This is a genomic window from Saprospiraceae bacterium (assembly GCA_016717265.1).
GTDB lineage: Bacteria > Bacteroidota > Bacteroidia > Chitinophagales > Saprospiraceae > Vicinibacter.
Genome location: JADKFX010000001.1, coordinates 2,136,353 through 2,157,601, shown reverse-complemented (window position 1 = coordinate 2,157,601; position 21,249 = coordinate 2,136,353). Strand labels below are relative to the sequence as shown.

The following is a 21,249-nucleotide window of genomic DNA, read 5'->3' as shown; positions in this document are numbered from 1 at the left end:
ACACTTGTGTTGTTTCAAGATGTTCCTTTCATTTCTTGATATTTTTGAAGTACCAATAGAATATTTTTATGGATTGGTTTTTTTTGCATTGCTTCTTCAAAAGTTAGCCATTCTATAATTTCAATATTTTCTTCAATTTGTGGAATTGGCGTTTCATGATCAGCATAGCTCATAAAATACCATTTGGTGCGTTTAAGTGCTCGCTGATTACTTTTTTCCCGGTAGATGTGCCAGGTCTCCGCCAATTTAGAATGCAATGATATATTATGTAAGCCAGTTTCCTCCATACATTCTCTAACTGCTGCAGATTTAGATTTTTCATTGGAGTCTAATTTTCCCTTTGGCAAATCCCAAAACCCTTTTCTAAAGATCATTAAAATTTTCTTTTCATGATTTTCAATAACTCCACCAGCAGCTGGTACCCAAAGCAATAAACTCTTAAGATCTTCAAATAATAATTGCACATCTTTGGAATATAATACAATGGAATAAAAGCGATTTGATTTTTCAAGTGTATCCAGATAGTTGAACAAGGTTTTCTTGACATTTCGATAAGGAAAAACCAATTGATTTGGCCCTGCCAGGGATTCTGCTATATCCTCTTCATTCATGAGAATCAAGGAATTTTCGTCAACGTTAATTTCGTATGTTTGCTGTTCTATTGCCATATATGGGATTAACACAAGATATAGCAGATCGCTTACTTCAAATTAAGGCTGTCAAATTAAATGTTCAAGAACCTTTTACCTGGGCCTCTGGTTTGCGATCACCTATTTACTGTGATAACCGCAAGATACTTTCATACCCTGAAATTAGGGATGAAATTGTATCGGCATTTGTCGAAAAAGCTAAATTATTTGCAGAAGCTGGAGCAATTGCGGGTGTTGCTACTGCAGGAATTGCATGGGGAGCACTTCTGGCAGATCGATTAGGATTGCCTTTTGTCTATGTGCGGGCAAAACCAAAAGAGCATGGGCTCAAAAACCTTCTTGAAGGTGAAATATCAACCGGAACCAAGGTATTAGTGATTGAAGACTTAGTTTCTACTGGAGGAAGTTCAATAGAAGCAATTCAGGCATTAGAATTAAATGGGAATCCTGTTTTGGGTTTAATTGCTATATTTCAGTATGGTTTTCAGGCTGCTCAGGCAAAATTTTTAGAAAAAAACATCTCATTTCATACTTTATCCGACTTTAATACACTTTTGGAACAGGCTTTGCATCAAAAATACATCAACAATACCGATTCCGAAAACCTCTCAAAATGGAATGGAGATCCAAAACTTTGGTCTGACAATTTCCTTTTGAAGAAAGCCAATTTATGAAAATTATCAACAAAAAATCAGAGGAATTCCTCTATAATTACCTCAATAATCCGTCTCCGACCGGATATGAAGCTGAAGGACAGAAAATCTGGTTAGCTTATATCAAAGAATTTATTGATGAATGGACTTTAGATAATTACGGGACTCTTTTTGGAGTCGTAAATCCAGGAAAACCATTTAAAGTGGTCATAGAAGGTCATTCTGATGAAATATCCTGGATGGTCAATTATATAACCGATGATGGTTTTATTTATGTTATCCGAAATGGAGGCATTGATCAGTCTATTGCACCATCCAAAAGAGTTTTAATACATACCCCGAAAGGAATCGTCCAGGGCGTATTTGGATGGCCTGCAATCCATACTCGAAAAGGCAACGACACGAATCTTTTGGCGACTCTTGAAAATATATTTATAGATGTAGGAGCTAAAGACAAAGAAGAAGTTGAAAAAATGGGTATCCATGTTGGATGTTGCATTACCTATGAAGATGGGCTAATGAAATTAAATGACCGCTATTATGTAGGTCGTGCTCTTGACAATCGAATGGGAGGATTTTGTATTGCAGAAGTTGCAAGACTTTTAAAGAAGAACAAAATTAAACTTCCATATTCGCTCTATATCGTAAATGCAGTTCAGGAAGAAATTGGATTAAGAGGTGCTGAAATGATCGCTGAAACCATTAAACCAAACGTAGCGATTATCACAGATGTAACACATGATACCCATACTCCAATGCTAAAAACAAAGGAACAAGGATCTATAAAATGTGGAGCTGGACCCGTCTTATGTTATGCTCCGCCAGTTCACAATATATTGCAACAAATGGTTGTGAAAACTGCTGAAAAACATAAAATTCCATTTCAACGAAATGCATCCTCTAGAACAACAGGCACAGATACCGACGCATTTGCCTATTCAAATGGTGGAGTGCCGTCTGTACTTATTTCCCTTCCTTTGCGTTATATGCATACTACAGTGGAAGCTGCAAATATTGAAGATATCGAAAATGTAATCAAATTAATTTACGAAGTACTCCTGGATATTGATCCTAAAAAAAGTTATAAATATTTCTGATTCGCGAACTAAAATAATTTTTACATCCCTATTTTATGGCGCCTTACTGGCCTTATTAGCCAATAACTACTATTTGTTTTTTAATACCGTAAGCTTAGGTTGGAATGCACTTATTTTTGTATTCCTATCGACATTCACGTATTATTATTATCAAAAAAAAATTGCATTTGCAATTCATTTTCCATTTGAATCAAAATTAAATTATACAGATTATGCACTCCTGATTCTACCCGGAATATGGCTTGTCTATTATTTTTTTAAATTAGAATTCCCTACCCAATGTATATTGTTTCTTACAATTCTAATTTGTTTATTATATCATAATCACAGCTCCTATTTTTTCCTTCGCAATATTCCACTTATTAAAAATAGTATTATAAGTTTAAGTTGGGTTTCAATTAGCATTCTAAGTTTTAATTATAAAATTTATCCATCTAACCTATTTCTATACATAGTATTTGACTTTTTTATTCTGGTGTTATGTCAGAGTTTATTATTTGATTATGCAGAAAAATCAAAAGACCAATATTATGGTCACAAGACATTTAGCGGAATGTTTAAGCTTAGTCAGCTATTTATAATGATTCGGATTTTGGCTGTTTTAGGGATCCTTTTTATAATTTTACTTAAACAACAAGGACAAATAAGTGTTTTATCATTAGTTGTGCAGCTAATTATTTACTTAAGTTATTTTACCCCTGCATTTCAAAAATTAATTAAAGAAAATAAAATGTCAGTTTATGCAACAGATATTTTGTTTTTGATAAAAGCAATTTCTTTAAATTTCTAAAATCTAAAGAAATAAAGAATAATTAAAGAGCAAGCAATTACTTAATAAATAAATGCAATCTATAAATTCAACAGGCATCAAAGTATCTATTAAATCAAATGTTTAATCACAAATCTATAATCCAAGCTTATTTTTCAATCAGGATCATAATTAAAACTTTAAATTAAATTCAAAATGCAACAAGTTTATATTGTTTCTATAGCACGCACACCGATGGGAAGTTTTGGTGGATCATTAGCAAGCCTTTCTGCCACAGAACTTGGTTCTATTGCCATAAAAGCAGCTATTGAAAGAGCTGGAATAAATGCAATGCATATTCAAGAATTATTGATGGGAAATGTTTGTTCTGCAAATCTAGGGCAGGCACCAGCGCGTCAAGCCGGCATGGGTGCAGGATTACTTCCAACGACCATTTGCACTACCATTAATAAGGTATGTGCTTCTGGAATGAAGGCAATTACTTTAGGTACTCAATCCATTCAACTTGGATATTCCGATTGTGTCCTTGCTGGAGGGATGGAAAGCATGTCAAATATCCCATACTATCTTCCAAATGCTAGATGGGGTTTAAAATTTGGTGCCGGTAGTTTGATAGATGGTTTGCAAAAAGATGGCTTGACAGATCCTTTTGACAAAGCTGTGATGGGAATATTTGCAGATCAAACAGCAAAAGAATATAATATCACCAGAGAGCAACAAGATGAATTTGCAATTGCATCCTACACAAAATCAGCACAGACAACAAATAGAGGCGGTTTCAAATCAGAAATAGTACCTGTTTCTGTTTCTCAAAAAAAGGGAGATGCTTTAATTATTGATAAAGATGAAGAATTTACGAAAGTAGATTTTTCAAAAATCCCAGGACTTAAACCTGCATTTACTACCGATGGTACCGTTACCGCAGCAAATGCTTCTACCATTAATGATGGAGCATCCGCTTTGGTTTTAATGAGTGAATCCAAAATGAAGGAACTTAATTTAAGTCCGATTGCTAGAATTGTTTCCTATGCAGATGCTGAACAGGAACCCAAAAAATATACTACTACCCCTGTGATTGCAGCGCCTTTAGCAGCTAAAAGGGCCGGCTTAAAAATAAATGAAATCGACTATTTTGAAGTCAATGAAGCATTTGCAGTAGTACCTTTGGTTTTTGGAAAATTATTAGAAATAGATGCTCAAAAAATAAATATCCACGGAGGAGCAGTCTCTTTAGGTCATCCACTTGGATCTTCTGGATCAAGAATCGTTTGCACCCTTAGCCAGGTACTCAATCAAATGAATGGTCAATATGGTTTAGCTGCCATTTGTAATGGAGGTGGAGGTGCCACAGCAATCGTTTTAGAAAGATGTTAAAATGATTAGGAGTACACTTTAATAAACTAAACCCGAAATAGATCCTAGCAGAATTTATGGATCTTGGATTACTCAAATAAATGTAAATTTGGGTGAATCAATTTTTCTATTATCATGAACTCTCATTTTGCAAAGCTTTTTATCCTTTTAACTAGTATTCTTATTTTAATGATTCAATGTGATTGTGAATCCATTGAACCTTGCGGCACACCTGGTGAAATTATAGTTTTAAATTCACAATCAAAAGTTGATAGTTTTCAACTAACACTTCCGCCTTCGTGCAATAGTTACTTAGGAACCATACAAATTCGGGGTGAAATTACCAGTCTCGCTAAACTTGGTTTTTTAAGAAGTATTGGAGGTATTGATATTGTACAAACAAAATTGAAGAACCTAGACGGATTACAAAAGTTAGAAATTATATATGGGAATCTTTCCCTGTCTACCATTGATCAATTCAGCTCATTAGAGCATCTCCAAGGAGTAAAATATATTGGGGGAGATCTTTTTCTATCGCGTTTAAATTCCATGGAATTTTTAGATGGCTTTAACGCATTAAAGACTGTCAAAGGTAATCTCATTATTTCTGCTAATGAGAAATTAATAAAAATCAGAGGCTTTCGCAATCTTCATTCTATTGATGGGCATTGCTTTATTTCTGGAAACTTCCTACTAAGTTCTATTGAAGGCTTCAATAACTTAATTAAAATTAATAAGCTCCTACTTATTATGGAAAACAAATCATTGACACGATTGGATGGATTTCAAAATCTTGATACCATTGGCACAGACTTAATCTTTGAAAAAAATGACTCTTTAGTTAATCTAGATGGATTATCTGGATTAAAAAGTATTGGAGAAAGTATTTCTCTTACTAATAATATCAAACTCCAAAATATAGATGCTTTTTTAAATATTACCGAACTTCAGGAAGCCTTATTGATTACTCAAAATGATGAATTATTAAATATTAATGGCTTAAAAAATATTAAAAATATTAAAACCATCGTACAAATCACTGATAATAAAAAATTGGCAATATGTTGTGGTGTTTTTGAAATTTTGAAAAACAACAAAGTTGGTGGAAGCATTTTTATTAATGGCAATCTTTCCGGATGCAATACGGTGGATGAAATTTTGCAAGCCGGAATTTCGAATTGTCAATAAAACAGCACTCCTAATTCTTACATTTCATCCGCAATTCTATTCGTTGTTTTTACTTTCCTTTTCCTTGAATCAATACTGCAATGGTATAAAATAGTATTTTAAAGTCTAAGCCTAAAGATCGATTTTCAACGTAGAGTATATCGTACTCCAATCTCTTTAACATTTCTTCAAGAGTAGAAGCATAACCAAATTTAACCTGACCCCAAGAAGTGATACCAGGGCGTACTTTTAAAAGATGTTTATAATGTGGTGCTTTTTCCATTATTTGTTCAATAAAATAATTTCTTTCAGGACGTGGTCCAACCAATGACATATCCCCTTTGAGTACATTGAAAAATTGCGGTAATTCATCAAGACGCCATTTTCTAATTACAGCACCCCAGGAGGTAATTCTTGGATCGCCTTCAAATGATAATAGCGGGCCATTCTGTTCTGCACCTATTGCCATTGACCTGAATTTGTAAATTTGAAAAGGCTTTCCATTTAATCCGATCCGTTCTTGTTGATAAATCGCAGGTCCTTTGCCCGACATTTTGGTTCGAATATAAATGTACATTATAATTGGAGCAAGTATAATTAAAGCTATCAAACTGACACCAAAATCTATAATTCGCTTTACAATGATTTGCCACTTTGGCATCATCTCTTGTTTAATTTCTATTAATACGGCACCATAAACGTGATTTAATCTAACAGAACCTAAAAGGATATCATAGGTATCTGGAATTGTTCGCACCATTAACCGATCACCATATTCAAATAAAACATCTATAATAGATTTCAATTTTTCATGCTCGGTTGATTCAATGGCTAGTAATACTTCTTCAATTTTATTTTCATCCATTACATTCTTAATATCTTTTAACCCACCTAATTGTGGAAGATATTGTAATAGTTCATTGCTTTTAACGCCATTTGAATGAATAAAGCCAACGAATTTATGCCCGAGACTATATGTCAATGAACTAATATCGTTATATAGTTTAACGGCTCTTTGATCTCCACCAATAATGAGGGTATTAAAACCAACAATTCCATTTTTTAATCGATTGCTGATAATCGTTAAGTAGATTAATCGGAATAATATTATCAATCCGAAATGATAACTAAAATATACTGAGATCGCTCGAAAATATCTGTTTTCAAAATTTATATTTTCATTTGCTAATAATACAAAAAATACAATCAGACTCCCAACGATGGACAAGAGTAAAGTTCTTGAAAAAACCGACCATCGCGATAAGCGATAAACATCTTTATACTGATCTGCTAAAAGATATAAAAAAAACCAGGTTACTGGAATTATGACGGTACCCGATTTGTAAATTTGTCCACATATTCCTGCTTCATTACCAAGAAAAAAATGATTGGTGTGGAGATAATGAATAAAGAGATACCATGCCAATATGGCCAATATAAAATCCAGAATGATATAAATTATATTCTCTTTCCTTCTAAACATAACGACTAACGATGGATCACTTTGATATTATCAATTAGAATTCGTTGAACTGACTTGGCAGTATCCGATCTGAAATTTGCAGCTATAGCCAAATGGTAAAAATCTGAATTAGCATTATTTAAAATCTCTCTAAAATCAAAATAAAGCTTAGTCCAATCTTTGTTTGGTAAAACACCAGCATTTAACAGACTCTGTGATCCCTGAGCGTCTTTATAAGCTATAAATCCGATCGAAAACGGAATATCCGATTTATAATTAAACTCAAGTATTATAGGATCTCCACTTTGTGGAATTTTTGTATCAATAACATATTCCGCTGAAATTGCCGGATGTGCGCTTGTCAATTCAATTAATCCTGAATTTGAACCTTCAAATGCTTCTTGCGTAGTAGAAAGCAGCACTTGTGTTTCCTGGTCTCCATCCCGGTCTTTACTTAACAAATGATTTCCATTAAAATCTTCAAGGGTTGAAAACTTCAAACCGTCTTGATAACTGGTAGTAGGTCTTATGGTATCTGTTTTCTTGGGTTCGAGATTTATTTTAGTCGTATATGGATTTAACAAACTATATTTAAAAGCATTTGTAATGGCTCCATTTTGTCTATAGCCAGGTAAAATCAAGATATCACTTAAGCCTTCTTCCAATACCGGAATCCAAGCTGGTAATTCATATGCCCCATAATAGGTATTTGAAACATAGAGCCAAGCATCTGATAATCTTTGATTTGCGCTACCTTCTCCAGGTCGAACGGAAAAACTAAATTGGTCGATATACAAATAGGAAGGAATTTTTTCTTCTTCCCGATCACAAGAACTAAAGCCGACAAATAGTAATAGGAATGCTGAGATGCTTTGGTTTAAAGTCATTGGTTTTCTTCGATTTGCTTCGTTATAGCTTGCACTAAAGCTAATGCCTGGATTCCTTCATCCAGATTAACTTCAGGTAACTCATCATTAACGATACATTTGTAAAAAGATTTTAATTCTTCCAAAATTGCATTCACACTTTTTATTTCCGGGTTCACTAAAGATATGTATTTATTGCCTTTATGGGTCTCAATTTCTAATGTATTGTCTTGATAATCATCTAATAATCTAATAACCTGTGCTTCTTTTTCAAGCATATCTATACTGATGTAAGCATCCTCTTGAAAAATTCTTAACTTCCGCATCTGCTTCATTGAAATACGACTTGCAGTAACATTACATACTAAACCATTTTCAAATTCTATCCTTGCATTGCAAATATCTGGCAAAGGACTGACCAAGGAAACTCCATTCGCCTTAATATCCTTTACCGGACTTTTTGCTAATAAACAAATTAAATCCAGATCATGTATCATCACATCATGAATTACAGATACATCTCTCCCTCTGGGATTAAAGCTTGACAATCGATGTGCCTCAATAAATTTAGGTTCTTTAATATAGGGTCGAATCGCTGCAAAACTAGGATTAAAACGTTCGACATGACCGATTTGTATTTTTACAGGATTCGCATCCAGTAATTTTCTGAGTTCTGTCGCTTCTTCTAAACTATTCGTGACTGGCTTTTCTATAAAACAATGTTTACCCTTTGAAATAGCATACGCTGCGAGTGTATAGTGAGACGAAGTAGATGTTACAATATCTACTGCATCACACTGTTCAATAATCTCTTCATAGCTATCAAATGCTTTAATTCCAAATTCTGAAACGGCCAAAGCTCTGGCGGATTCCAAAATATCATAGATCCCCACGAACTCGAATTCCGGAATTTGTTGAATACATTTTAAATGAATTTTTCCCAGGTGACCCGCACCGATCAGCGCAATTTTTAACTTTTGTGTAGCCAATTTAAAATTATTTGAAATTTCGCAAATAAAACAATAATAGTAATACTAATACAATGACAATAATAAACAAAATTCCTGTTGAAATCATGTGATTTCTAAATCGACTTAATAATTGTTGCTCCGTTGGATATGCTTGCATGACAACATTCCATTTTGCACCAGAAAAGATATCAGAAAAGTTAAATTGAATTCGCTTTTGTACAAGTTCTTTATACATTCCAAACGTTCTTACCCGAATGTAAATATTAAACAAAACAAAAACTGCAAAAATTGAAACCGTGATAGCAATTGGAGTCCAGCTCATTTTTAAATTAATTTATTCGATATTTGAATTAAACTTAAGATTGAATACTTTGTGAGGTCCTGAGGCAATTAGCTTATATGTTCATTTAATAATCCGCAAATTAAATACCTTGAATTTTATCTCTAAATACATTCAAGGCAAGTTCCAATTTAGTTGCTTCTATTCCACTTCCACTTGCAAAAAATGCTTGACCGCCGCCACCTCCTCCAATGATCTGACAAGCCTCCTTGGTCCATTTCGAAGCATTTACACTTTCTGATATTAAGGATTCACTAATATAACACATTAATTTCGGCATATTGTTTTCCAAAAAACCAAAGGCAATTATAGTCTGATTTTTTTCTTGTGCTATTTGATAGATTAGATTTTTTACAATTTTACTATCATCGATTGCAATCACATCAATCAATATTTCAATACCATTTTTTTGAACAAATTTTTGCAACAATGCAGCTTTTAAGCCTGTAGCTTCTTTTTCTTTGAGGTCTTGAATTTGTTTTTGTAAGGTTTTGTTTTCATCTAAAACATTTTGTACCGCATCCATTAAATTTTTAGGATTTTTAAATAATTGTTTTAAACTATGAATTTGATAAAACTGTTCGTTAATCATTTCTTCTGCACGCAATGCGGATACCGCTTCAATCCTCCGAATGCCTGCTGCAACGGCAGATTCTGAAGTGATTTTAAAAAATCCAATCTGCCCGGTATAATCTACATGACAACCTCCACAGAGTTCAATAGAATAAGTAGGATCAAATGTAATCATCCGGACTTTGTCACTATATTTTTCTCCAAACAACATCATTGCACCCGCGTTTTTTGCATCTTCAATGGGTGCATTTCTGCGCTCTTCTTTTGCAATATTCTGACGAATTTTTTCATTTACTAATTGTTCCACTTTGTGTAATTCAGTTTCTTCCATTTTATGAAAATGTGAAAAATCAAAACGCAAATAATCATCTTTCACCAAAGATCCCCGTTGTTGTACATGGGTGCCTAACACACTGCGCAAGGCGGCATGCAAAAGGTGCGTTGCACTATGATTGTTTTCTATCAAGGATCGTCGATAGCCATTGACTTGCATTCGTACTTTGGCAGTCAAATTTTCTGGTAACACTTCTGTTATATGGAGGATTAAATCATTTTCCTTCACAGTATCCAATACTTCCACCGGAAAATCATCAAAATAAATAATTCCTTTATCGCCAACTTGTCCACCGCCTTCAGGATAAAATGGTGTTTGTTCAAAAACCAATTGAAATCGCAATTGTGATTTGGACTCTAGTTTTCGCCATCTTAATAAATGCGTTTGTTCAACATCCAAGGTATCGTATCCAACAAACTGAGTTTGACCTTCTTTAACTGTATTCCAGTCTGAATACTCTTTTTTAGCATCTGAACGAGAACGTTCCTTTTGTAAAGCCATTGCAGCATGAAATTCTGATTCATCGACCACCCATTGATTCTCCCGTGCAATTAACTGCGTTAAATCGAATGGAAAGCCATAGGTGTCGTATAATTCAAAAGCAAGTTTTCCGGAAAGTTGTTTGGTTGTGGGATCCATTTGATCTAATTTCCGGAGTCCATCTTCCAATGTTTTTAAAAAAGAAACTTCTTCTTCCCGGATGACCTTTATAATTAAATCTTGTTGTGAATTTAATTCTGGAAAAACGGCTCCCATGGTATGTGATAAAATAGGTACCAATCGATATAAAAAAGGATCTTTAATATTTAGAAAGGAGTAATAATAACGAACTGCTCTTCTTAAAATTCTACGAATAACATAACCTGGACCGGTATTATTCGGTAAAGATCCATCTGCAATAGCAAAACTTACTGCCCGAATGTGATCTGCTAATACCCTCATGGCTAAATCAGATTTTGCAGTTGGATCATAAGAACCTTTGTATGGAATTCTGGTAAATTCTGAGATAAATTTTATTACCGGGCTAAAAATATCGGTATCGTAACTTGATTTTTTATTTTGAAGGACCATACTGATTCGTTCGAAACCCATCCCGGTATCAATATGTTTTGCAGGCAATTCTTCTAATCGGCCATCTGCTTTTCGATTAAATTGAATAAAAACCAAATTCCAAATTTCCATTACCTCTGGAGTCCCAACATTGACTAATGCTGCTCCAGACTGCAAAGCTTTCTGTTCCGGAGTTCGCAGATCTACATGGATTTCAGAACATGGACCACAAGGACCGGTATCCCCCATTTCCCAAAAATTATCTTTCTTTCCAAAAAACAGGATTCGATCTTCATCGATCCATTTTTTCCAATAATGAACGGCATCTAAATCTTTTGAAAGGCCCTCCTTTTCGTCACCGCCAAAGACAGAAACGTAAAGATTCTCTTTTGGAATTTTGTATTCTTCGGTTAGGAGTTTCCAGGCCATTTCTATGGCTTCCTCTTTAAAATAGTCTCCAAATGACCAGTTTCCTAGCATTTCAAACATCGTATGGTGATAACCATCTGTGCCAACTTCTTCCAGATCATTATGCTTTCCACTTACTCGTAAACATTTTTGGGTATCTGCAATTCTAAGATCTACGGCAATTTTATTGCCCAGGAAAAAGTCTTTAAAAGGATTCATTCCTGCATTCGTGAACATGAGAGTTGGATCATCTTTAACCACAATGGGTGCAGACGGGACAATTTTATGTTGGTATTTTTGAAAAAATTGCAGAAACTTAGTTCGAATTATATGCGACTCCATTATGTATTATACTATTTTTTAATGTTTATATATCTTAATTTCAATAATTTACAAAATAATATATCTAATATATTAAATTAATCTTACGAATACTTTCCCGGCTTAGAAAATTTAATTACTTTTGTAATATTCAAACAAGGCGAACGTAAATCGGATCGCAAATTTAGTATTTTTTAATGCAGAAGTCTTTGAAGAGATCTGAAAAATACGTATATAATCCACAAACCCTTCAGTTTGAGAAGCTTAAGCTTACAAGCAAGGCCTATATATTTAGGATTACAGGGTTCATTTCCGCTGTAATTGTCACTACATTTCTCTTTTATTTTCTGACTTCTGAGTTTTTTCCTTCACCCCGAGAGAAAGCATTAAAAAAGGAACTGAGTCAGGTTGAATATCAAATGTTGATCATGAAAGACCAAATGTTCACCATGGATAAGGTATTGAATAACATTCAGGATCGGGATGCCAAGGTTCATCGGGTACTTTTTGGAATGGACCCAATTGATAAAGATTTATGGGAAGGAGGCGTTGGAGGTCACGATCCAAATGCCATTACACAAGGCATGAAATATGCTGGAAATTCCCTTAAAGACACCCGCAATTATATTGGTAAATTAGAACGTCAGATATATTTGCAATCAAAATCACTGGATACCTTAGAAAAACTTACTAAAAGTCGGGAGGAAATGATTTTAAGTATCCCTTCTATAAAACCTGTACGTATTGATAAACTAAATAGAGGTGTTGCCCAGATGTCCGGTTATGGTATCCGCTTACATCCGGTTCATAAGATCAATAAAATGCATGAAGGCATCGATTTTGCAGCTCCTGCAGGAACAGCGATTCAAGCTACCGGGAATGGTCGTGTTATAAAAATTGAAAATAAATCATCGGGCTACGGCAGAAATGTATTAATAGATCATGGCTTTGGATATCAAACCTTATATGCACATATGAAAGAAGTTAAAGTGCGCCAGGGTGAAAAAGTTAAAAAAGGACAATTAATAGGATTGATTGGTAGTACAGGTACTTCCACAGCTCCACATTGTCATTATGAAGTTCGCTATCATGGCAAACCCGTAAATCCAGTCCATTATTGTATGGATGACCTGAGTCCTTTGGAATATCAGGAAATGGTAAATCTCGCTTCTGCAGCAAATCAGTCATTCGATTAAATTTTAATTCCTCTTTCTGATTTCATCTTTAAACAAACTTTATATTTAAGTTGCTTAAGATGCATTTGATTTGTAGCATTGAGAATTTCCGCATAGGACAATTCATTGCCGAAACACTTTATATGTTCTTTGCGTTTTATTTAAAATACACCGCAATGAAGCCAAAATATTATTACGAAACAGTAAGCGTTGCTTTAGCTATACTTCGAAAAAAAGGTTTCACTATTGATTTTAATTTAGAAGAAAATTGCATTTCATGTGCAGAAGGCAAATTGCAAGCAGAAGCATTTGACATTGTGGAGGTCTATCGATATGAAGGAAATACGGATCCTTCTGATGAAGCTACGGTTTATGCTATAGAATCTAAAACCGGATTAAAAGGTGTTTTAGTAACAGGCTATGGCGTTTCAGAAAATATATCTTCTGACATCCTTGAAAAACTAAAATAAAAACGACTGAAAAAATTGAATGAATCCATGCGTATTAAATTCCTACAATAATAGCATTCCGAACTTTATTGAAACGCGTATACTTACCCTATTATATTTATATTTAAATTCATTTCAAGGACTCAATGAGAGCTCTAAAAGTTAATTTTTAAGAAATCTTGAGTTGCATGCTTTGTCGAGTATTCATATTCAAAATAATAGGCATTGACAAAATTTCCTTATATTTATCGGATCTATGAAAAAATTATTAGTCTTTACTGTATTTATACTGATTTTTTTAGACAGTTCTATTGGTCAAAAAAGATTTTGGATCTCCCCTGCTTCGGTTCGATCCGACTTTTGGCAAATGTTTGGTCTAAATGAAAAATGGGATACCCTATTAACACAAATTGATGTCTTCAGCATTCATGTGAATGCTCTTGATGGAAACAGATTAGACACAGGACTTCTGAGTAATGCCATTCGGAAATTTAAAAATGCCGGTGTGCTTGTTAATTTCGAATGTGGTGGCTTGCGACCTTTTTCCGGTTGTGATACACTTGCAGGGGAACGACATGCTCAATTAGAATTAAACAATCTTTATAAATGGTATTCTCGTGGAGGAAGTATTGATATCATCACGATGGATTCTCCGATTAACACCATGATACAAGGAGGTGATCCAAGTGGTACCTGCAATTGGAGTGTTGAACGGACGGCTGGAGAAATTGCAGATTATATGAAATCGGTTAAGAAGTTTTTACCAAATGTAAAATTTGCAATCGTAGAACCCATTCCGTGGTATCGCATAGGAAATTATCCAAATTATCCAGGCAATAATTACGGTGATCTTCTCCTGGTATTAGATACTGTGTTTTCAATTCTTGAAGATCGCGGAGAAAAAATTGAAATCTTTCATTCCGATTCTCCTTATGAATATTCAAATGATTTTGCTACCTCTGGTTGGAAAAAAATAAAGGTTTTAGAAGATTGGTTGCATTCCAAAGGAGTCAGACATGGACGGATTCATAATTCTTCATTAGGTGGTGCGAGTAGTAGTAAATTATTTTATGAAAACACACTCGATTCCTATATTAAATACAAACAAGAAGGTGGAAACCCCGACGAAATTGAAGTTTGGAGTTGGTATCCGTATCCCGATAAGAACACACCAGAAACTGAAAATTATAGCTTCACCAATACTTGTAAAAAGTTTTTTGAATTTATACTATCGCAAAATGAATCCAGAATATTATTAGAACCCGAAGATGGTTTTGTTTATCATGGCGTTCAAACCAGCACTTTTGAAGCCGGGCCAGATCCACTCGCCGGATATTTGGGTGCATTAAATGATTCTACAATTCATCCTGCAGTGCGCGGTTATTTTTTTAGTATACCTGGGACCAGGGGGCCTTCAAATGCATTCACAGGACTTGATAAATTTTTACATGCTGCAGATTCTATCGGTTATATACCGGAGATTAGTTTGTTTTTAGTAAGTGATATTGCAACGGATAGTTTGATTGCTTATTCAAATCAGTATGACTGGATTATCGATAGTATTATCAATCGTTCTAAAGCTTATGGTAAAAGAATGTTTGTGCGAATTGGAGGTGAATTTAATGGACAAGGCCCAAATTGGAATGGCGGTGGATATCATCCATATCATTATCCGGTGATGTTTCGTAAAATTGTAGATCGATATCAATCATTAGGATTTAGAGATTCTGTTGCCATTATTTGGTGTTATGAACCGGATGCTGCAAACGATTTTGATTCCTTAACTAGTAAAGGTGTAGCAAAATGGTATCCGGGAGATAAATATGTGGATTGGTTTGGTTTAGATGTATTTGATGCAGATCATTTTGATCAATCCCTACCTGATTTTAATAGAACTGAAATCACTAAAAAAGGTAAATCAGAGCGCTTTCTTTCAATGGCCAGGTTAAAATCCAAACCAGTATATTTGAGTGAAACCTCTGCAAAGTCAATTCATATCAGTGCAGACGCAACAGATGGTTTGAATGATTGGAATCAATGGTTTGCAAAATTCTGGCAATTTATAAGTGTCCATACAGAGATTAAAGGTTTCAGTTATATTAATGCAAATTGGCCGGTAAATGCATATCCTAATTGGGGCGATGCCAGAATTCAAAATAATCTTTATATCACGAACAGGTATAAGGAAGAAATGAAAAAATCAAAATATATTCATCTTAAAACAAGCTCTTCGTCCCCAATTCTTGATACCATACCTTTAAATGAACTTGGCCTGTCAAGTTGGAAAAATCAGGCAGGCGGACTCTATGAAAACGGATTCAATAATCGCCCATTAAACCATGAAATAGCAGGCATTAGCATTGCAAACAGCATTGTACCATTAAATGATTTTGGAATTTTTGATGAAGCGAATGGAAAAATTGTTTTGTTATCCATTGGTATGTCAAATGCAACTCAGGAATATTCTGTTTTTAAACAATTGACCGATACGTTTAAACTAAAAAATCCAAAAGTAATAATTGTTGATGGAGCACAAGGAGGACAAACGGCTGCAGTAATAAAAGATCCAAATGCTAACTTCTGGACTGTTATTAATCAAAGATTGTCGCAACAAAATTTAAATCCTTTACAAGTTCAAACTGTGTGGCTTAAAGAGGCAAATGCAAATCCAACGATGGCATTTCCAAAACATGCGCAAGATTTAAAAGCAGATTTAAAGACTATCGTTAAAATTTTAAAAACTAAATACCCAAATTTAAAATTGGTTTATTTGTCAAGCCGAATCTATGGTGGATATGCAAATACCCCATTAAATCCTGAACCGTATGCTTATGAATCTGGATTTTCTGTGAAATGGCTTATAAATGATCAAATCCAAGGGGATACAGCACTTGCATTTTCTGGGCGCAATCCCAATGCTCCCTGGTTATCCTGGGGACCCTATCTATGGGCAAAAGGAAGTACTGCACGAGCGGACGGCCTCACCTGGCAATTCACAGATTTTGTTACCGATGGGACACATCCTTCTAATTCTGGTAGATTAAAAGTTGCTAAAATGTTGTTGGATTTCTTTTCAACAGATAGCACTTCGATACCCTGGTTTTTAAGAAAAAACAGCACAAATACTTTTAATGAATCAAATGCAGAAAATACTGGATTGACTTTATATCAGAATCAACCAAACCCTTTTTCTTGCAGCACAAAAATCCATTGGAAAACAGAAAATGCAGCGCACACATCCATGAATTTACTGGATTATTCTGGAAAAATAATTATGAAATTAGTTGACAAATATCAATTTGCCGGTGAGCATACAAACGAAATAAATTTTGAAAATATAACTTCAGGCATTTATTTTATCAAATTAATTCATGGAAAACAAGTAGCTATTATAAAACTTATTCATTCTTATTGAAGGCAATACAGAATTCTGCAATCAGACTGAAATTATTTTACAAATTGAAATTATTTTAGGTTTTCAAAGAAATAAAAATGTTTAAATTATGAATTATGAAATTACAGATTCAAAATTTCTAATAGGATTTACAATTTTAATTGAAATTTGAGAACTCCTCATTTTATAAAAATATACTTATGAAAATAAAAACAATCAGTATTTGGATTTATGTCATGCTCCTGTATTTTAATTCCATGAAAGCGCAGTTAAATCCAGTTACTTATATGGATGGCAATCAAAAATTAAATGGCCTGTCTGGCACCCCAAAAAATAGCAGTACAAAGAAGCCCGGGATCTTAATCTTACCTGCATGGATGGGTATTGATGATCATTCAAAACAGTCGGCAATCCAATTAAAAAAATTGGGTTATTATACTTTTATTGCAGATATTTATGGTGTTGGCAATTCCCCAAAAAACGCAAGTGAAGCGGGTGAACGTTCCGGATATTATAAAACCCATGTAAATGAATACAACAAAAGGATAAAGCTTGCTTTAAATCAATTAATTAAGTCGGGTGCCGATCCAACTAAAATAATTGTTATAGGATATTGTTTTGGTGGTACGGGAGCCTTGAATGCTGCTAGAGAAAATTTACCAGTCAAAGGGGTCGTTAGCTTTCATGGAGGACTTGGAAGAGATACCACAATTCCGGTGCAAGCAATAAAATCAAAAGTTTTAGTTTGTCATGGTGCAAATGATTTTTTTGTACCTGAAGAACAAATCAAAGAATTCCAACAGGAAATGAAAAAATCAGGAGCAGATTGGCAAATGATTTATTATGCAGATGCAGTGCATGCATTTACGGATCCTAAGGCGGGAAATGATCCAACGAAAGGAGTAGCCTATAATGAAAAAGCGGCTAAAAGAAGTTGGCAGTTGATGCTACAATTTATAAAAGAAGTTTTTGGAAATGGATAGCGGATTTGTTTTGAAAGAAAAAACAAAGAATTAAACTAGATTACATTAGCAATAGAAAAATTAAAATTTACACGAATATAGATATTGCGATAAACACAATGAATTAGGTTTTAATTAAATAGAAACATTACTAATTGAAAAGTTCAAATTACTTTGACGACATACAGTTTAATGAAATTTTCATTTTTATTATTCCGCTAAAAACTGGTTATGTTGGAAGAAGGCTAATGAAAGTGAACATAATAGGAACAAATTTCTTGGCAATAGGGATGTTAGATCCCATTTAGTAGTCCCGAGCAGAATCGAACTGCTATCTAGAGTTTAGGAAACTCCTATTCTATCCGTTGAACTACGGGACTATTTTATATTGTGTTTCTAAAAGTACTTGGTTAAGCCCATCTATGAAGATTACAAAGATACATATGGATTCTGCTTTCTTTAGTTTTGCTTTGGTTGTAAGCTTATTATCTCATCTACCATTTTGAAATCTTCGATTTCATTTGACGCAATAATGACAAGCTTGTCTTTAGTATACTGTTGCATTAAATTTTGATACCAATCCTTAGCTTGATGATCTAAATTGCTTTGTGGCTCATCTAAAAACAAAATAGGGGATTCACTCAACACGCTTAAACCTAATTTTAAACGCTGTTTCATACCAGAGGAATAAGTCTTTATTAATTTATGCTCATGTCCTTTCAAATAACAAAAATTGATAAAATCTTTTACACTCATTTGATCTTGAAATTTTTTAAAAACCTGATGGTGTCTTGTCAATTCTTCTATATTCATATAATCATAAACATCTCCATAAGGTGCAGTAAAACTTATATGTTGATACCAATGCTCACCATCTATAACTTTCCCTTGATCAGAATAATTCAATACTCCTTTCGTTAGGGGTATTAATCCGGCTAACATTTGTAATAAAGTGGACTTCCCTACTCCATTTGGTCCGGCGATACCATAGCGTTTGCCAGATTCAAATTGGAAACTAAAATCACGAATGATCCAGGTCTGAATAAACCTTTTAAAAATTGAATTTGCTATAATTTGCATTGGAAGTTTACCTTCTATAGCCCTTCATAATTCCTCTGTTGGAATTTCTTACAAATTCCAGGATAATATCTTTTTCCGGTGAATCGGGCAATTCGACTTCAATTGCTTTAATGGCTTTACTTACATTTTTATATTTTACAAAAAGATACCGGTAGATTTCATGGATCTTATTCACTTGATCGACTGTAAATCCTCTGCGCTTTAATCCTATAGAATTAATTCCTTCATAGGACATAGGCTCCCTGGCTGCTTTCGCATAGGGTGGTACGTCTTTTGTTACTAAAGTACCTCCTCCTACCATCGCATGTGCACCAATTTTTACAAATTGATGAATAGCAGACATACCACCGATTATAGCATACTCATCAATTTCAATATGTCCTGCCAAATTCACGCTATTTGCAAGTATGACATGGTTTCCTACAAAACAATCGTGTGCTACATGAACATACGCCATCAACAAGCAATTTGAGCCGACTTTCGTGGTCATCGCTGCTTTTGTCCCTCTATTTAAAGTACAACACTCGCGAATTATGGTATTATCACCTACTTCCAATAAACTATTCTCACCAGCATATTTAAGATCTTGGGGCACCGCACCGACCACTGCACCTGGAAATATTTTACAATTATTTCCAATTCTGCTGCCATTCATAACTGTAACATAGGGTCCAATCCAACAATTTTCACCAATAATAACATCTTCCTGAATGGTTGAAAAAGGTTCAATGACTGTCCCATTACCGATTTTGGCTCCCGGGTGAATATTACTTAACATCGGGTTCATGATTCTCGTTTCACAATTTGCGCTGTGAGATCAGCCTCACAGACTAATTTATTACCTACATAAGCTGTGCCAAGCATTTGCACTATCCCTCTTCGCACCGGTGCAGCCAATTCCATCTTTATAATCAGCGTATCACCTGGCATCACTTTTTGCTTAAACTTAGCATTGTCTATCTTCAAAAAATAAGTATCCCATTTATGTGGCTCTTCTTGCGGTGCTAATACCAAAATCCCTCCAGTTTGGGCCATCGCTTCAATTTGTAAAACCCCTGGAAACACCGGGTTACCAGGAAAATGACCTTGAAAAAGGGCTTCATTAATGGTAATATTCTTTATTCCCACAACCATTTTTTCATTCATTTCAACAATTTTATCAATCATTAAAAATGGATATCTGTGTGGTAACATGGATTGAATTTGCTGCGTATTAAAAACCGGGACCTTATCTGGATCATAATGCGGCACGCCTTGCATCTTTTTTTGTTCGACTAGTTTTTTCTTTAGAATTCGGGCAAATTCCACATTCAACTTATGCCCTGGCTTTTTCGTTAAAATATTGCCTAAAATAGGCTTTCCGACTAATGCTAAATCGCCTAAAACATCTAATAATTTATGTCGGGCAGGTTCATTATCAAAATATAATTTAATAGTGTTTAAAACTCCTTCCCGCTCCACCTTGACACTTGGTTTATTTAATTTTTTTGCCAACACATCCAATTCTTCCTGACTCATCATGCGATCCACAATGACGATTGCATTATTGAGATCACCCCCTTTAATCAGGTTTTGTTCAATTAGTTTTTCAAGTTCGTGAAGGAACACAAAGGTTCGACAAGGTGCTATTTCTGTTTTATAATCTTCAATATTTTCTAAAGTTGCATATTGAGGTGCCAAGGTTTTTGAGTTAAAATCAATCATTGTGGTAATTTCCAGCTTATCAGAAGGCATTGCCAGAAATTCAGCACCTGTAAGATCATCATCAAAAGATATAGGTTCTGTAATTCTAAAATAGTCACGCTCTGCATTCTGTTCAAGAGTGCCTGTTTGATCGAGTGCAAAGACAAAATCTTTAGCACTTCCATCTTTAATTGGAATTTCAGGACCGTCTAATTCTATTAAAACATTATCAATACCTAAACCCATTAAAGCAGAAAGTACATGTTCTACTGTCCAAACTTGTGCTACCCCTTCCTGTAATGTGGTGCCCCGATTGGTTGAGACTACTCTGCTTACATCTGCAAGTATTATGGGTTGATCAGGAAGGTCAATCCGTTGAAACCGAATGCCAAAATTTTCAGGTGCAGGCTTAAATGTCATTTTAACAAAGGAACCGGTATGTAATCCAACACCATCTATTTGAATATCTGCTTTGATTGTCCTTTGATTCAT

Annotated in this window: 18 protein-coding genes and 1 tRNA gene; 9 read left to right on the top strand and 10 right to left on the bottom strand. The window is 34.4% G+C overall.

Annotated elements, in window-relative coordinates; genetic code table 11:
* Nucleotides 1–14: 14 nt before the first annotated feature.
* Nucleotides 15–668, bottom strand: coding sequence for an NUDIX domain-containing protein (locus IPO86_08355; protein ID MBK9728112.1), 654 nt, complete (start codon nt 666–668; stop codon nt 15–17).
* A 2-nt stretch (nt 669–670) separates the two neighbouring features.
* Between IPO86_08355 and IPO86_08350 the strand changes: the two genes are divergently transcribed.
* From IPO86_08350 to IPO86_08330, 5 genes are all read left to right on the top strand, one after another.
* Nucleotides 671–1,324, top strand: coding sequence for an orotate phosphoribosyltransferase (locus IPO86_08350; GenBank protein MBK9728111.1), 654 nt, complete (start codon nt 671–673; stop codon nt 1,322–1,324).
* Entirely contained in the window at nt 1,321–2,400 is a 1,080-nt protein-coding gene (locus IPO86_08345) for a M42 family metallopeptidase (GenBank protein ID MBK9728110.1), read from the top strand. The genes IPO86_08350 and IPO86_08345 overlap by 4 nt, the downstream gene beginning before the upstream one ends.
* 73 nt (nt 2,401–2,473) lie before the next feature.
* The gene (locus IPO86_08340) at nt 2,474–3,190 is read left to right on the top strand and encodes a hypothetical protein (GenBank protein ID MBK9728109.1); all 717 of its coding nucleotides are present in this window, start codon (nt 2,474–2,476) and stop codon (nt 3,188–3,190) included.
* A gap of 174 nt (nt 3,191–3,364) precedes the next feature.
* Nucleotides 3,365–4,543: an acetyl-CoA C-acyltransferase gene (locus tag IPO86_08335; protein MBK9728108.1), complete on the top strand. Its 1,179-nt coding sequence runs from the start codon at nt 3,365–3,367 to the stop codon at nt 4,541–4,543.
* A gap of 114 nt (nt 4,544–4,657) precedes the next feature.
* The gene (locus tag IPO86_08330) at nt 4,658–5,710 is read left to right on the top strand and encodes a hypothetical protein (protein ID MBK9728107.1); all 1,053 of its coding nucleotides are present in this window, start codon (nt 4,658–4,660) and stop codon (nt 5,708–5,710) included.
* A 49-nt stretch (nt 5,711–5,759) separates the two neighbouring features.
* Here IPO86_08330 and IPO86_08325 read toward each other — a convergent pair whose 3' ends face one another.
* The 5 genes from IPO86_08325 to alaS form a co-directional block, all read right to left on the bottom strand.
* Entirely contained in the window at nt 5,760–7,172 is a 1,413-nt protein-coding gene (locus IPO86_08325; GenBank protein ID MBK9728106.1) for a sugar transferase, read from the bottom strand.
* Nucleotides 7,173–7,177: 5 nt separating this feature from the next.
* Entirely contained in the window at nt 7,178–8,038 is an 861-nt protein-coding gene (locus IPO86_08320; GenBank protein MBK9728105.1) for a hypothetical protein, read from the bottom strand.
* Complete coding sequence (locus tag IPO86_08315; protein ID MBK9728104.1) at nt 8,035–9,006, bottom strand: Gfo/Idh/MocA family oxidoreductase; 972 nt, start codon at nt 9,004–9,006, stop codon at nt 8,035–8,037. Before IPO86_08315 ends, IPO86_08320 begins: the two co-directional genes overlap by 4 nt.
* A gap of 7 nt (nt 9,007–9,013) precedes the next feature.
* Complete coding sequence (locus IPO86_08310; protein ID MBK9728103.1) at nt 9,014–9,310, bottom strand: hypothetical protein; 297 nt, start codon at nt 9,308–9,310, stop codon at nt 9,014–9,016.
* A 100-nt stretch (nt 9,311–9,410) separates the two neighbouring features.
* Nucleotides 9,411–12,035, bottom strand: coding sequence for an alanine--tRNA ligase (gene alaS, locus IPO86_08305; protein MBK9728102.1), 2,625 nt, complete (start codon nt 12,033–12,035; stop codon nt 9,411–9,413).
* 176 nt (nt 12,036–12,211) lie between these two features.
* On the opposite strand from alaS, the gene IPO86_08300 reads away from it, so the two are divergent.
* The 4 genes from IPO86_08300 (at nt 12,212) to IPO86_08285 (ending at nt 18,015) form a co-directional block, all read left to right on the top strand.
* A complete protein-coding gene (locus tag IPO86_08300) occupies nt 12,212–13,210 on the top strand; it encodes a M23 family metallopeptidase (protein ID MBK9728101.1) in 999 nt (332 codons plus the stop codon).
* A gap of 155 nt (nt 13,211–13,365) precedes the next feature.
* Nucleotides 13,366–13,659, top strand: a complete 294-nt coding sequence (locus IPO86_08295; GenBank protein ID MBK9728100.1) for a hypothetical protein — start codon at nt 13,366–13,368, stop codon at nt 13,657–13,659.
* Nucleotides 13,660–13,894: 235 nt separating this feature from the next.
* The gene (locus IPO86_08290) at nt 13,895–17,053 is read left to right on the top strand and encodes a T9SS type A sorting domain-containing protein (GenBank protein ID MBK9728099.1); all 3,159 of its coding nucleotides are present in this window, start codon (nt 13,895–13,897) and stop codon (nt 17,051–17,053) included.
* A gap of 179 nt (nt 17,054–17,232) precedes the next feature.
* Entirely contained in the window at nt 17,233–18,015 is a 783-nt protein-coding gene (locus IPO86_08285) for a dienelactone hydrolase family protein (GenBank protein MBK9728098.1), read from the top strand.
* 287 nt (nt 18,016–18,302) lie between these two features.
* Here IPO86_08285 and IPO86_08280 read toward each other — a convergent pair.
* The 4 genes from IPO86_08280 to IPO86_08265 form a co-directional block, all read right to left on the bottom strand.
* Nucleotides 18,303–18,374: transfer RNA gene (locus tag IPO86_08280), tRNA-Arg, on the bottom strand.
* 79 nt (nt 18,375–18,453) lie between these two features.
* Nucleotides 18,454–19,074, bottom strand: coding sequence for an ATP-binding cassette domain-containing protein (locus IPO86_08275; GenBank protein ID MBK9728097.1), 621 nt, complete (start codon nt 19,072–19,074; stop codon nt 18,454–18,456).
* A 7-nt stretch (nt 19,075–19,081) separates the two neighbouring features.
* Nucleotides 19,082–19,861, bottom strand: a complete 780-nt coding sequence (lpxA, locus tag IPO86_08270; GenBank protein ID MBK9728096.1) for an acyl-ACP--UDP-N-acetylglucosamine O-acyltransferase — start codon at nt 19,859–19,861, stop codon at nt 19,082–19,084.
* Complete coding sequence (locus IPO86_08265; protein ID MBK9728095.1) at nt 19,858–21,249, bottom strand: bifunctional UDP-3-O-[3-hydroxymyristoyl] N-acetylglucosamine deacetylase/3-hydroxyacyl-ACP dehydratase; 1,392 nt, start codon at nt 21,247–21,249, stop codon at nt 19,858–19,860. Before IPO86_08265 ends, lpxA begins: the two co-directional genes overlap by 4 nt.

What these genes read in the sequence shown, in the direction of transcription:
- IPO86_08330 (MBK9728107.1), top strand. Translation starts at nt 4,658, where the DNA reads ATGAACTCTCATTTTGCAAAGCTTTTTATCCTTTTAACTAGTATTCTT.
- IPO86_08325 (MBK9728106.1), bottom strand. Translation starts at nt 7,172, where the DNA reads ATGTTTAGAAGGAAAGAGAATATAATTTATATCATTCTGGATTTTATA.
- IPO86_08285 (MBK9728098.1), top strand. Translation starts at nt 17,233, where the DNA reads ATGAAAATAAAAACAATCAGTATTTGGATTTATGTCATGCTCCTGTAT.
- IPO86_08320 (MBK9728105.1), bottom strand. Translation starts at nt 8,038, where the DNA reads ATGACTTTAAACCAAAGCATCTCAGCATTCCTATTACTATTTGTCGGC.
- IPO86_08295 (MBK9728100.1), top strand. Translation starts at nt 13,366, where the DNA reads ATGAAGCCAAAATATTATTACGAAACAGTAAGCGTTGCTTTAGCTATA.
- IPO86_08350 (MBK9728111.1), top strand. Translation starts at nt 671, where the DNA reads ATGGGATTAACACAAGATATAGCAGATCGCTTACTTCAAATTAAGGCT.
- IPO86_08335 (MBK9728108.1), top strand. Translation starts at nt 3,365, where the DNA reads ATGCAACAAGTTTATATTGTTTCTATAGCACGCACACCGATGGGAAGT.
- IPO86_08300 (MBK9728101.1), top strand. Translation starts at nt 12,212, where the DNA reads ATGCAGAAGTCTTTGAAGAGATCTGAAAAATACGTATATAATCCACAA.
- IPO86_08345 (MBK9728110.1), top strand. Translation starts at nt 1,321, where the DNA reads ATGAAAATTATCAACAAAAAATCAGAGGAATTCCTCTATAATTACCTC.
- IPO86_08290 (MBK9728099.1), top strand. Translation starts at nt 13,895, where the DNA reads ATGAAAAAATTATTAGTCTTTACTGTATTTATACTGATTTTTTTAGAC.
- IPO86_08275 (MBK9728097.1), bottom strand. Translation starts at nt 19,074, where the DNA reads ATGCAAATTATAGCAAATTCAATTTTTAAAAGGTTTATTCAGACCTGG.
- IPO86_08355 (MBK9728112.1), bottom strand. Translation starts at nt 668, where the DNA reads ATGGCAATAGAACAGCAAACATACGAAATTAACGTTGACGAAAATTCC.
- IPO86_08310 (MBK9728103.1), bottom strand. Translation starts at nt 9,310, where the DNA reads ATGAGCTGGACTCCAATTGCTATCACGGTTTCAATTTTTGCAGTTTTT.
- IPO86_08265 (MBK9728095.1), bottom strand. Translation starts at nt 21,249, where the DNA reads ATGAATCAAAGGACAATCAAAGCAGATATTCAAATAGATGGTGTTGGA.
- lpxA (MBK9728096.1), bottom strand. Translation starts at nt 19,861, where the DNA reads ATGAACCCGATGTTAAGTAATATTCACCCGGGAGCCAAAATCGGTAAT.
- alaS (MBK9728102.1), bottom strand. Translation starts at nt 12,035, where the DNA reads ATGGAGTCGCATATAATTCGAACTAAGTTTCTGCAATTTTTTCAAAAA.